This is a genomic window from Streptomyces marincola, assembly GCF_020410765.1.
Lineage (GTDB): Bacteria > Actinomycetota > Actinomycetes > Streptomycetales > Streptomycetaceae > Streptomyces > Streptomyces marincola.
This window is the reverse complement of the sequence record NZ_CP084541.1, coordinates 4,073,446-4,086,034: the sequence shown is the minus strand read 5'-3', so window position 1 is coordinate 4,086,034 and position 12,589 is coordinate 4,073,446. Positions and strand designations below refer to the sequence as shown.

At 72.5% G+C, this 12,589-nt stretch carries 11 protein-coding genes; 9 read left to right on the top strand and 2 right to left on the bottom strand.

The annotated features are described in order from the left end of the window. Positions 1–68: 68 nt before the first annotated feature. The 6 genes from LC193_RS17980 (at position 69) to rarD (ending at position 7,654) form a co-directional block, all read left to right on the top strand. Positions 69–1,319: a sensor histidine kinase gene (locus LC193_RS17980; protein ID WP_226075474.1), complete on the top strand. Its 1,251-nt coding sequence runs from the start codon at positions 69–71 to the stop codon at positions 1,317–1,319. After that, positions 1,316–2,620 (top strand): sensor histidine kinase, encoded by a 1,305-nt coding sequence (locus LC193_RS17975; RefSeq protein WP_226075472.1) that lies wholly within the window; start codon positions 1,316–1,318, stop codon positions 2,618–2,620. Before LC193_RS17980 ends, LC193_RS17975 begins: the two co-directional genes overlap by 4 nt. Before the next feature lie 94 nt (positions 2,621–2,714). Then, positions 2,715–3,374: a response regulator gene (locus LC193_RS17970; protein ID WP_226075469.1), complete on the top strand. Its 660-nt coding sequence runs from the start codon at positions 2,715–2,717 to the stop codon at positions 3,372–3,374. A gap of 188 nt (positions 3,375–3,562) precedes the next feature. After that, positions 3,563–5,470: a 2-oxoacid:acceptor oxidoreductase subunit alpha gene (locus LC193_RS17965; RefSeq protein WP_226075467.1), complete on the top strand. Its 1,908-nt coding sequence runs from the start codon at positions 3,563–3,565 to the stop codon at positions 5,468–5,470. Next, a complete protein-coding gene (locus LC193_RS17960) occupies positions 5,460–6,548 on the top strand; it encodes a 2-oxoacid:ferredoxin oxidoreductase subunit beta (RefSeq protein ID WP_226075465.1) in 1,089 nt (362 codons plus the stop codon). The genes LC193_RS17965 and LC193_RS17960 overlap by 11 nt, the downstream gene beginning before the upstream one ends. 146 nt (positions 6,549–6,694) lie before the next feature. Then, complete coding sequence (rarD, locus tag LC193_RS17955) at positions 6,695–7,654, top strand: EamA family transporter RarD (RefSeq protein ID WP_318842166.1); 960 nt, start codon at positions 6,695–6,697, stop codon at positions 7,652–7,654. Positions 7,655–7,672: 18 nt separating this feature from the next. Here the strand turns inward: rarD and LC193_RS17950 are convergent, their stop codons facing one another. Further along, a complete protein-coding gene (locus LC193_RS17950; protein ID WP_226075463.1) occupies positions 7,673–8,812 on the bottom strand; it encodes a serine hydrolase domain-containing protein in 1,140 nt (379 codons plus the stop codon). Positions 8,813–9,144: 332 nt separating this feature from the next. Between LC193_RS17950 and LC193_RS17945 the strand changes: the two genes are divergently transcribed. The 3 genes from LC193_RS17945 to LC193_RS17935 all read left to right on the top strand — a co-directional run bounded on the left by LC193_RS17945 (position 9,145) and on the right by LC193_RS17935 (position 11,790). Then, positions 9,145–9,702, top strand: coding sequence for a TetR/AcrR family transcriptional regulator (locus LC193_RS17945; protein WP_226075461.1), 558 nt, complete (start codon positions 9,145–9,147; stop codon positions 9,700–9,702). Between the two features lie 82 nt (positions 9,703–9,784). Then, entirely contained in the window at positions 9,785–11,242 is a 1,458-nt protein-coding gene (locus tag LC193_RS17940; RefSeq protein WP_226075459.1) for an MFS transporter, read from the top strand. A 134-nt stretch (positions 11,243–11,376) separates the two neighbouring features. Further along, on the top strand, positions 11,377–11,790 hold the full coding sequence (locus tag LC193_RS17935) for a four-helix bundle copper-binding protein (RefSeq protein ID WP_226075457.1): 414 nt from the start codon (positions 11,377–11,379) through the stop codon (positions 11,788–11,790). A 165-nt stretch (positions 11,791–11,955) separates the two neighbouring features. Here the strand turns inward: LC193_RS17935 and LC193_RS17930 are convergent, their stop codons facing one another. After that, entirely contained in the window at positions 11,956–12,570 is a 615-nt protein-coding gene (locus tag LC193_RS17930; RefSeq protein ID WP_226075454.1) for a CGNR zinc finger domain-containing protein, read from the bottom strand. Positions 12,571–12,589 lie beyond the last annotated feature (19 nt).

Below are 12,589 nucleotides of genomic sequence, written 5' to 3'. Positions count from 1 at the left end.
AATCCCCACCCCGGGGCGACCGACCCACCCCATGGCAGGCCGCTGCGGCGCGCGGCAGTCTTGGGGGCATGACCAGCCCATCCGCCCCGCCCGGCCCACGGGACGACGGCACGGCGCGGGACGACGGCACGCTCCCGCCGCCGCGTTCCCCGCTGGCCCGGCAGACCTGGCGGGAGTGCGCCTACCTGGTGTCCAGTTGGCCGGCCGACCTGATCGCGTCCGTCTACGTCACGTCGTGGATCTTCGCCGGCGTGCTCACCTCGGTCACCGTCGTGGGGCTGCCCGTGCTGGCCCTCGGCCTCGCCGGGTGCCGGCGCCTCGGCGCGTGGGAACGGGCGCGCGCCCGCGCGTTGCTGCGGGTGGCGGTCGAGGAGCCGAGCGCGTTGCGCGCCGGCCGGGACAGCGGCTTCTTCCCCTGGCTGTGGACGGCGCTGAAGGACCCGGTGGGCTGGCGTTCCGCGCTGTTCTTCGTGGTCAGGCTGCCCTGGACGACGCTGACCTGCTGGCTGACGATCATGGCGTACTTCGTCGCCTGGCCGCTGCTGCCCTGGCTGGCCCGCTGGGCGACGAACGTGGACCGGGCGCTGGTCCGCTCGCTGCTCGGCCCGTCGGACGGGCTGGAACGGCGCATCGCCGAGCTGGAATCGGATCGTTCCGTGGTGGTGGACGCCTCGGCGGCCGATCTGCGCCGCATCGAACGCGACCTGCACGACGGCGCCCAGGCCCGCCTCGTCGCCCTCGCCATGGACCTCGGCCTCGCCAAGGAAAAACTCACCCACGACCCCCAAGCAGCCGCCCGCATGGTCGACGAAGCCCACGGCGAAGTGAAACTCGCCCTCCAAGAACTCCGCGACCTCGCCCGCGGCATCCACCCCGCCATCCTCACCGACCGCGGCCTCGGCCCCGCACTCTCCGCCATCGCCTCCCGCTGCACCGTCCCCGTCACCGTCACCGTCGACCTCCCCCACCGCCCCGCCCCCGCCATCGAAGGCATCGCCTACTACACCGCATCAGAACTCCTCCAGAACATCAGCAAACACAGCAACGCCACCCACGCCACCATCGACGCCTGGCACACCGGAAACCACCTCATGCTCCACATCACCGACGACGGCCACGGCGGCGCCAACCCCACCACAGGCACCGGACTCGCCGGCCTCGCAGAACGCCTCACCGCCGTCGACGGCCTCCTCACCATCACCTCCCCCACCGGCGGCCCCACCACCATCACCGCCCAACTCCCCTGGCGCGACCACGCACCGGCACCGGGCGAGCCGAACGAGAACGCCGGGCACGACGAGAAAGGGACCGTCCGATGAACACCCTGCGCATGCCCTTCCAGTTGCGCACGCTGCGGGAGGGCGCGCACGCGCTGCTCAATCTGCCGATGGCGATCTGCGGCTTCGTGCTGGCAGTCAGCGGCCTCGCGGTGAGCGCGGGCCTGCTGATCACGTTCGTCGGACTGCCGCTGATGGCGCTGACGCTGCTCACGCTGCGCGCGTTCGGCGACGCGGAGCGCGCCCGGGCCCGCCTGCTCCTGGGCATGAACGTGCCGCGGCCCGAGCGCCCGCGCCCGCGCGACGGCCGCGGCGGGCCGCTGGCCTGGACGCTCGCGGTGCTGCGCGACAACGCGTCGTGGCGCGCCGCCGCCTACGCGCTGGTGCACCTGCCGTGGGCGCTGTTCACGTTCACGGTGGTCGCGGTGTTCTGGGCGGCCGGGTGGGGGATGCTGACGTTCCCGCTGTGGTTCTGGACCATCGAGCGGTACACCGACGAGCCCGGTCCCGGCGTGAACGTCGACGGCGAGGGCGGCGGCTGGGTCTGGGACAGCCCGCCCGAGGCGGTCCTGGTGGCCGTGTTCGGCCTGCTGACGCTGATCGCGGGCGCGTGGCTCATCCGCGGGATGGCCGTGGTGGACCGGCTGCTCGTGGGCGGGCTGCTCGGCCCCTCGGCCGCGGCCTCGCGGGTGCGGCAGCTGGAATCGGATCGTTCCGTGGTGGTGGACGCCTCGGCGGCCGATCTGCGCCGCATCGAACGCGACCTGCACGACGGCGCCCAGGCCCGCCTCGTCGCCCTCGCCATGGACCTCGGCCTCGCCAAGGAAAAACTCACCCACGACCCCCAAGCAGCCGCCCGCATGGTCGACGAAGCCCACGGCGAAGTGAAACTCGCCCTCCAAGAACTCCGCGACCTCGCCCGCGGCATCCACCCCGCCATCCTCACCGACCGCGGCCTCGGCCCCGCACTCTCCGCCATCGCCTCCCGCTGCACCGTCCCCGTCACCGTCACCGTCGACCTCCCCCACCGCCCCGCCCCCGCCATCGAAGGCATCGCCTACTACACCGCATCAGAACTCCTCCAGAACATCAGCAAACACAGCAACGCCACCCACGCCACCATCGACGCCTGGCACACCGGAAACCACCTCATGCTCCACATCACCGACGACGGCCACGGCGGCGCCAACCCCACCACAGGCACCGGACTCGCCGGCCTCGCAGAACGCCTCACCGCCGTCGACGGCCTCCTCACCATCACCTCCCCCACCGGCGGCCCCACCACCATCACCGCCCAACTCCCCTGGCGCGACCACGCCACGACCGCCGCCGCCGCGAGGTGAGATCCTGCGGTGGTCCGCGCCGGCGCGGACACGGACACGCACGGCCGCGCACGGACGCGGCCGTGCGGGCGCGAGGGCGAGCGGGGAGAGGGACGTGCGGGTAGTCATCGCCGAGGACTCGGTGCTGCTGCGGGAGGGGCTGACCCGCCTGCTGAACGACCGGGGGCACGAGGTCGTCGCGGGCGTGGGGGACGGGGAGGCGCTGATCGCGGCGGTGCGCCGGCTCGCGGACGCGGGCGCCGCGCCCGACGTCGTGGTGGCCGACGTCCGGATGCCCCCGACGCACACCGACGAGGGCGTGCGGGCGGCGGTCCAGCTGCGGCAGCGCTACCCGGATCTCGGGGTCCTGGTCCTTTCGCAGTACGTCGAGGAGCAGTACGCGACGGAGCTGATCGCCGGGTCGAGCCGGGGCATCGGGTACCTGCTGAAGGACCGGGTCGCGGACGTCGGCGAGTTCGTCGAGGCGGTGTCCCGCGTGGCCGCGGGCGGTACGGCGCTCGATCCCGAGGTCGTGGCGCAGCTGCTCGGCCGCAGCAGGAAACAGCACGTGCTGGCCGGTCTCACGCCCAGAGAGGGAGAAGTCCTAGGACTTATGGCGGAGGGGCGCACGAACTCCGCCATCGCGCGGCAACTCGTGGTCAGCCACGGTGCGGTGGAAAAGCACGTGAGCAACATCTTCATGAAGCTGGGCTTGGCACAGAGTGACACAGATCACCGGCGGGTTCTGGCGGTTCTCACCTATCTCAATTCCTGACCGCGGCTGTCAGGCTGGACGCCGGAACGGTGGGGCGCGACGCGTTCCCACCAGGGCTTCAGGGGGGTCGGAGCGGTGCTGAACGGCGGCCTCGGCCGCCCGCGTCCATGATGTGATCAGCCCAGGGAAGGCAATCCTTACCCGCGTACCATGGCTGACACGAGCCGCCTCGAAGGAGGGCTACAGCAGTGACCACTGAGGTCGACCGGGCGAGCCAGGACAACAAGGGCGTCAGGCGTCTGGACCGGGTGATCATCCGCTTCGCGGGGGATTCCGGTGACGGAATGCAGCTGACGGGGGACCGATTCACCTCGGAGACCGCCTCCCTGGGCAACGACCTGTCCACGCTGCCGAACTTCCCCGCCGAAATCAGGGCTCCCGCGGGCACGCTGCCGGGTGTTTCCTCTTTCCAGGTGCACTTCGCCGACCACGACATCCTCACCCCGGGCGACGCCCCCAACGTGCTGGTCGCGATGAACCCGGCCGCTCTCAAGGCCAACCTGCCCGACGTGCCGCGCGGCGCGGAGATCATCGTCAACACCGACGAGTTCACCTCGCGTGCGCTGACCAAGGTCGGGTACGCGGGCAACCCGCTCGAAGACGGCTCCCTCGACGCGTACAGCGTGCACCCGGTGCCACTGACGACGCTCACGGTCGAGGCGCTCAAGGGCTTCGACCTGACGCGCAAGGAGGCCGGCCGCTCCAAGAACATGTTCGCGCTCGGCCTGCTCTCCTGGATGTACCACCGGCCCACGGAGGGCACGGAGACGTTCCTGCGCCGCAAGTTCGCCAAGCGGCCCGAGATCGCCGAGGCGAACCTGACGGCGTTCCGCGCGGGGTGGAACTTCGGCGAGACCACCGAGGACTTCGCCGTCTCCTACGAGGTCCTGCCGGCCGCGAAGGCGTTCCCCGCCGGCACCTACCGGAACATCTCGGGCAACCTCGCGCTCGCCTACGGCCTGATCGCCGCCGCGCGGTGCGCCGACCTGCCGCTCTACCTCGGCTCCTACCCGATCACCCCGGCCTCCGACGTGCTGCACGAGCTGTCGAAGCACAAGAACTTCGGGGTGCGCACGTTCCAGGCCGAGGACGAGATCGCGGGCATCGGCGCGGCGCTCGGCGCTGCGTTCGGCGGGGCGCTCGGCGTCACCACGACCTCGGGCCCCGGTGTGGCGCTCAAGTCGGAGACCATCGGGCTCGCGGTCTCCCTCGAACTGCCGCTGCTGATCATCGACATCCAGCGCGGCGGCCCCTCCACCGGCCTGCCGACGAAGACGGAGCAGGCCGACCTGCTCCAGGCGATGTACGGGCGCAACGGCGAGGCACCGGTGCCGATCGTGGCCCCGCGCACGCCCGCCGACTGCTTCACCGCGGCGCTCGACGCGGCGCGCATCGCGCTGACGTACCGCACGCCGGTGTTCCTGCTGTCCGACGGCTACCTGGCGAACGGCTCCGAGCCGTGGCGCATCCCCGACGCGGAGGAGCTGCCCGACCTGCGCGTGCGGTTCGCCACAGGACCCAACCACACGCTGGCCGACGGCACCGAGGTGTTCTGGCCGTACAAGCGGGACGAGTCGACGCTGGCCCGCCCGTGGGCCGTGCCCGGCACCCCCGGCCTCGAACACCGCATCGGCGGCATCGAGAAGCAGGACGGCACGGGCAACATCTCCTACGACCCGGCCAACCACGACCACATGGTGCGCGTCCGGCAGGCCAAGACCGACGGCGTCGAGGTGCCCGACGTGGTCGTCGACGACCCCGGCGCCGAGAACGGCGAGGGGGCCAGGGTCCTGGTCCTCGGCTGGGGCTCGACGTACGGGCCGATCACGGCGGCCGTCCGCCGCATCCGCAAGTCCGGCGGCCGGATCGCGCAGACCCACCTGCGCCACCTGAACCCGTTCCCCGCGAACCTCGGGGACGTGCTGCGGGCCTACGACCGGGTCGTGCTCCCCGAGATGAACCTGGGCCAGCTCGCCACGCTGCTGCGCGCGAAGTACCTGGTGGACGTCCAGTCCATCACGCAGGTGACCGGGCTGCCCTTCAAGGCCGAGCAGCTCGCATCCGCTTTCAAGGAGGCTCTCGACGATGTCCACTGAGGCGCCCGTCTCGCCCCGCACCGCCCTGGCCCTCGTCCCCACCGCCGACGGGCCGCAGAGCGCGAAGGACTTCAAATCGGACCAGGAGGTCCGCTGGTGCCCCGGCTGCGGCGACTACGCGGTGCTCGCCGCCGTGCAGGGGTTCATGCCGGAGCTCGGCGTGGCCAGGGAGAACATCGTCTTCGTCTCCGGCATCGGCTGCTCCTCCCGCTTCCCGTACTACATGAACACCTACGGGATGCACTCGATCCACGGCCGCGCCCCGGCCATCGCGACGGGTCTGGCCACCGCGCGCCGCGACCTGTCGGTCTGGGTCGTCACCGGTGACGGCGACGCGCTGTCCATCGGCGGCAACCACCTGATCCACGCGCTGCGCCGCAACGTCAACCTGAAGATCCTGCTGTTCAACAACCGGATCTACGGGCTGACCAAGGGCCAGTACTCGCCCACGTCGGAGCCCGGCAAGATCACCAAGTCGACGCCGATGGGCTCGCTCGACACCCCGTTCAACCCGCTGTCGCTCGCGCTGGGCGCGGAGGCGTCGTTCGTGGCCCGCACGGTCGACTCCGACCGCAAGCACCTCACGAGCGTGCTGCGCGCCGCCGCCGACCACCGCGGCTCCGCGCTGGTGGAGATCTACCAGAACTGCAACATCTTCAACGACGGCGCGTTCGAGGCGCTGAAGGACAAGCAGCAGGCCCTTGAGGCGGTGATCCGCCTCGAACACGGGGAGCCGATCCGGTTCGGCGTGCCGGCCGAGGACGGCCTCGGCGGCAAGGGCGTGGTGCGGGACCCGGCCACCGGGGACCTGAAGGTGATCGACGTCGCCACCGAGGGCACCGACGGCATCCTCGTGCACGACGCGCACGCGGCGTCGCCGACCACCGCGTTCGCCCTGACCCGGCTGGCCGACCCGCACACCCTGCACCGCACCCCGATCGGCGTGCTGCGCGACGTGCCCAGGCCCGCGTACGACGACCTCATGGCCGACCAGCTCGAACAGGCCGTGGAGCAGCGCGGCAAGGGCGACCTGTCGGCCCTGCTCGCCGGCGGCGACACCTGGACGGTGGTCGGCTGAGCCGGTCGGCCGACCGCCCGGCCCGCGCCCGACAGCACCGCCCGTACGGTCAGTACCGTCAGCACCGTCAGGGAGTAACGGGAATGACAAACCCGCTGCCCGCCGTTACCTTCTGGGTGTCGGTCGAACGGTAGCGGGAGGCAGTGGTGGCGACAGGCGGGGGCGTGGCCGGGCGTTCCGGACTCGTGTACGGGTTCGCGGCGTTCGGCCTGTGGGGCCTGCTGCCCCTGTACTGGGAGCTGCTGTCCGACACCGGCGCGGAGGAAGTGCTGGCCCACCGCATGCTGTGGTCGCTGCCGACGGCGCTGCTGCTGCTCGCGCTGGTGCGCAGCTGGTCCTGGATACGCCCGCTGCTGCGGCAGCCCGCCAGGCTCGGGCTGCTGCTGCTGTCGGCCTCGCTGATCACGGTGAACTGGTACCTGTTCATCTGGGCCGTGGCCCACGACCGGGTGCTCGAAGCCTCGCTCGGCTACTTCATCAACCCGCTGCTGACCATCGCGATGGGCGTGCTGCTGCTCGGGGAGCGCCTGCGCCGCACGCAGTGGGCCGCGGTCGGCATCGGCGCCTCGGCCGTGGTGGTGATGAGCGTCGCCTACGGCGAGGTGCCGTGGATCTCGCTGATCCTCAGCACGACCTTCGCCCTGTACAGCCTCACGAAGAAGAAGACCGCCCTCGACGGCCTCCAGGGCTTCACCGCCGACTCCGCGATCCAGTTCCTGCCGGCCGTCGTGTTCCTCGCGGTGCTCGGCGCCCGGGGCGACAGCACGTTCACGAGCGAGGGCACGGGACACGCGCTGCTGCTTGTGGTCAGCGGCCTGGCCACCGCGCTGCCGCTGATCTTCTTCGGCGCGGCGGCGGTCCGCCTGCCGCTGTCCACGGTCGGCCTGATGCAGTACATCGCGCCGACCACCATGTTCCTGCTCGGCCTGTTCGCCTTCGGCGAGGAGATGCCGCCGGAGCGCTGGGCCGGGTTCGTGCTGGTGTGGGTCGCCCTGTGCGTGCTGACCTGGGACGTGCTGCGGCGGGCCCGGCGCTCGCGCCGCACGGTGGCCAGCAGCGCCGCCGCCCCGGCCGACCGGCCCAGGGCCGCCGCGCTCAGCGACTGAGGCCCCGGCGGGTGCGCGTCAGTCCTCTTCGGCGCACAGGGCGTTGTCGATGAGCGCGGTGGCCGCGGCCTCCTGGCGCAGCGCGCTCTCGGCCGAGTCCTGGAGCTGGGTGGACATCGACACCACCACGCTGCGCCGCCCGTCCGCACTGACCCCGACGCGCGTCTTCCAGCCGATCTGGTCGCCGCTGGGGATCCAGGCCGTGCCGCCGCAGGGCAGGGGCCGCGAGAACAGCCCGAGGCCGTAGCCGGCGTCGGGCCAGGGGTTGCCCTCCTCCTCGACGGGCACGGTGTGCGTCAGCTCCGCCAGCGCCTCCTCGTCGAGCAGGGTGCCGTCGAACAGCGCCCGCGCGAACCGGTCGAGGTCGGCCGTGGTCGACACGTATCCGCCGGAGGCGTCCGCGTCGATCAGCCGCGTGGTGTCCACCAGGTCCTCGCCGGGCGCGAAGCGCGTGTAGCCGCGCGCGTGCGGAAGGGGCAGCGAGGGCGAACGCCCGGGCCAGTACGTGTCCCACATGCGCAGGGGCTCCAGGACGCGGTCGCGCACCTCCGCGTGCCAGGGCCGGCCCGTGGCCCGTTCGATGACCATGCCGAGCAGGACGTAGCCGGTGTTGGAGTAGCCCCAGCGCGCGCCGGGCTCGAACGCGGGCTCGTGGCGCATGGCGGCGGCCACGATCTCCTCGGGGGTGTGCACGTCGTACCGGCTCGCGTAGTAGTGCGCGGCCGAGCCGCCGCGGCTCGGGTAGGCCCCGTCGTACACGCCGCCGGTGTGCTGGAGCAGCGCGCGCAGGGTGATGCGATCGCCGTCGTGCTCTCCGCCCACGACGCCGGGCAGCCACTCCGCCACGCTGTCGTCGAGCGACAGCGCGCCCTCGCTCGCGAGTTGCAGCACGACGGCCGCCACCAGGGTCTTGTTCGTGCTGCCGATCCGGAAGTGGCCGTCCGGCGGGACCTGGCGCCCGGTGCGGAGGTCGGCCACCCCCGCGGTCGCGGTGTGCACCCGGCCGTCGGCCCCGGTCACCCGGGCCTGGACGCCGGTCACGCCGGTGGCCGTGATCGCCTCGGCATCGTGCCGCAGCCGGTCGCCGGCCGTCCCGCCCGGGGCCGCCGCCGCGCCGCCCGCCGCCACCGGGCCCGCGATCAGCACCGCGATGCCCAACGCCGCCGCCCGACGGGCGCGGCTCCTCGTCTTCCTCGTCGTTCGCGTCGTTCTCGTCGTTCTCGTCGTTCGCGTGTTTTTCACGCCGCCCACCCTGCCGCCCTGCGGCGCCCGGCCGCCATCGGGCGGACCCGCCGCCGCACGGTGGGGTTCTCCCCCGGCACGGCACACCGGAGTGGAACGGTTGCGTTCCAAAGCCCCGATGGCGTACGTTATGGAACGAGACCGTTCCGTTCTATCCGAGCATGCGTTCGCATGCCGCGAGCCGGACCAGAGCACCCCGGGAGTTCGCCATCCGTACCTCAGACGCGCCTTCGATCCGCCGCCCCCGCATGACCGACGACCGCGAGGCCGAGGTCCTCGCCACGGTCGTGGAGGTGCTCAGGGAAACCGGTTACGAGGGACTGACGATGGACGCCATCGCGTCCAGAGCCCGCTGCGGCAAGGCGACGCTGTACCGGCAGTGGCACAGCAAGCCGCAGCTGGTGGCCGCGGCCCTGCACGCCCACCGCCCGACCCGGATAGATGGCGTGGACACGGGCTCGCTGCGGGGCGACCTGCACAGCCTCTTCACGCGCGCCTCGGCGCAGGCGGTGGAGGACACCGCGCTGATGACCGGCCTCGCCAGGGCCACGCTCGACGCCCCGGAGCTCGCCCGGGCCCTTCGAGAGACCCTGGTGGAGCCGGAGATCGCGGAGTTCACCGTCTTCATCGACCGCGCCATCGAGCGCGGCGAGCTGACCGGCCGGCCGGCCGCCATGGATTTCCTCCCGCAGATGATCCTCACCGCCGTCCTCAGCCGGCCGCTGTTCGAGGGCGAGTACGCGGACGCGGACTACCTGATCCGCTACCTCGACAGCGCCTTGCTTCCCGCATTGCTACACAGTTGACCGGAGCCAGACGAACATGTCTCACTCGCAGACCGCAGCAGAAGTCCCCGACACCCCCGGCGCACCGTCCAAAACGACAGACATGGACGCCCGTTCGCACGCCCGCCGCTGGTGGATCCTGGCCGTCATCGGCGTCGCCCAGCTGATGGTGGTGCTCGACGCCACCATCGTGAACATCGCGCTGCCCTCGGCCCAGCAGGACCTCGGCTTCTCCGACGGCGACCGGCAGTGGGTGATCACGGCCTACGCGCTCGCCTTCGGCAGCCTGCTGCTGCTCGGCGGCCGGATCGCCGACCTGTTCGGCCGCAAGATCGTGTTCCTCGTCGGGGCCGTCGGGTTCGCCGCGGCGTCGGCGCTCGGCGGCGCCGCCGCGAACTTCGAGATCCTGGTGACCGCCCGCGCCTTCCAGGGCGTGTTCGGCGCGCTGCTCGCACCCGCCGCGCTCTCGCTGCTCACCACGACGTTCACCGACACCAAGGAACGGGCCAAGGCGTTCAGCGTCTACGGCGCGATCGCCGGTGCCGGCGGCGCCATCGGCCTGCTGCTCGGCGGGGTGCTCACCGAGTACCTGGACTGGCGCTGGACCCTCTACGTCAACCTGATCTTCGCCGCGCTCGCCTTCGTCGGCGGTGCGCTCCTGCTGACCCGGTCCGCGCGCAACCGCAACGTCGTCCTCGACGTGCCCGGCACGCTGCTGGTCTCGGCCGGTCTGTTCAGCCTGGTCTACGGCTTCGCCAACGCCGAGTCGCACGACTGGGACCACGCGGCCACCTGGGGCTTCCTGATCGCCGGCGCCGTGCTGCTCGCCGTGTTCAGCTGGTGGCAGACGCGCAGCGCGCACCCGCTGCTGCCGCTGCGCGTGCTGCTCGACCGCAACCGGGGGGCCTCGTTCTCCGCGGTGCTGATCAGCGGCGCCGGCATGTTCGGCCTGTTCCTGTTCGTGACGTACTACCTCCAGGCGTCGCTCGGCTACTCGCCCGTGGAGACGGGCCTGGCGTTCCTGCCGATGATCGGCGCGCTGATGATCACGGCCACGCTCGCCACGACCACGCTCCTGCCGCGCCTGGGCGGCCGGCCCATCGTGACGGCCGGCATGGCCCTCTCGGCGCTCGGCCTCGCCTGGCTGACGACGCTCGACCTCGACAGCACGTTCGCGGGCCACGTGATGCCGCCGCTGATCGTGGCGGGCCTGGGCATGGGCGCCATTATCGCGCCCGCGATGAACCTGGCCACGGCGGGCGTCGCCGCCGAGGACGCGGGCGTGGCCTCGGCCACGGTCAACACCATGCAGCAGATCGGCGGCTCGATCGGCACCGCCGTGCTGAACACGCTGGCCGCCAGCGCCGCCACCGACTACCTGGCGGGCAAGGACCCGAGGGACCCGGCCGTCCGGGCGCAGGCCGGTCTGGAGAGCTACGCGACGGCGTACTGGTGGTCCGCGGCGTTCTTCGCGGTCGGCGTCCTGATCTCCGTCCTCCTCTACCGCCGAGGCGCCACCGGCGCGGGCCACGGAGACGGGGCACCCACCGTGCACATGTGACCACTCCCGATCGTCCCGATCGTCCCGATCGTCCCGCCCGCGCGCGGGACGGGCCGCGGAGTGCTGTTTCCCGTCCCCGCCCACCGGTTACCCGGGCGGGGACGATGCACATTCCGGATCATGCGGGAGCAACCATGACAACGTTGGCGATCGACGACATGCTGGCCACCTACCCCGCCGACCTCGGCCGGGTCGACCGCGAGCGGCTGGCGCGCTGCATCGAGGAGTGCGCGGCCTGCGCCCAGGCGTGCACGGCCTGCGCGGACGCCTGCCTGTCCGAGCCGAGCGTGGCCGAGCTGACCACGTGCATCCGCACCGACCTGGACTGCGCGGACATCTGCGAGGCGACCGGGCGGGTGCTCTCGCGCCACACCGGATACGACGCCAACGTCACCCGCGCCCAGCTCCGGGCCTGCGCCACGGTGTGCGGCGCCTGCGCCGACGAGTGCGCGCGGCACGCCGACTCGCACGAGCACTGCCGCGTGTGCGCCGAGGCGTGCCGCCGCTGCGAACGCGCCTGCGACGAGCTGCTCGCGTCCCTCGGCTGAACGCCCCGCTCGCGGGCGGCCGTTCGGGCGCCGACGCGGTCGGCCCCGATGTCCCGGGCGAGGCCGGTCAACGCTCCGCGCGGGGGCGGCGGTCTCGCCCGAGACGTTCACGCGCGCCGGACAACGCGTCGCGCGCCGGAAGCGGTTGGCCTCCATCCGGCGCGTTCACGCCTCGCGCTCCCGGCGGGCTCGCAGGGCGCGGACCTTGTGCAGGTTGCCGCAGCGTTCCATCGAGCACCAGCGGCGGCGGCCCGCGCGCGAGGTGTCCACGAACACGAGGTGGCAGCGCTCGCCCTCGCACACGCGCAACCGGTCCAGGTGCGGGCCGGTGAGCAGCGCGACCGCGTCCCGCGCCACGGTGGACAGCAGCGCGGCGCCGGTCACCGGCGGCGCCCAGACCCGCGCGCCGTCCGGCCCGATGGCCGGGACGAGCGGCGGCGCGGCGGCTGACGCGTTGACCTCGGCGACGGCCTCGCGCGGCGGGGCCTCGCCCGCGAGGCGCGCGAGCATGAGCCGCCACAGCGCGTCGCGCACCCGCCGGGCCGCGCCGGCCTCCGCGTCCGTCACCTCAGGCACGGGCGCGGGCGAGAGCCGCGATCCGGCCGCCCAGGCGACCAGGTCGGCGGGCCCGTGCAGCGACTCCCAGCGGCGGAACTCCCCGGGGCCGCCCGTGACCAGCAGTTCGAGGCACAGCGCGCCCGGGTCGAACCGGAACGCGGCACCCGTCGGCGGGCGCAACACGATTCCGGCCGACGGGGCGGGAGATGGACCTGGCACCATGTAACCAGTATAAAGAGTT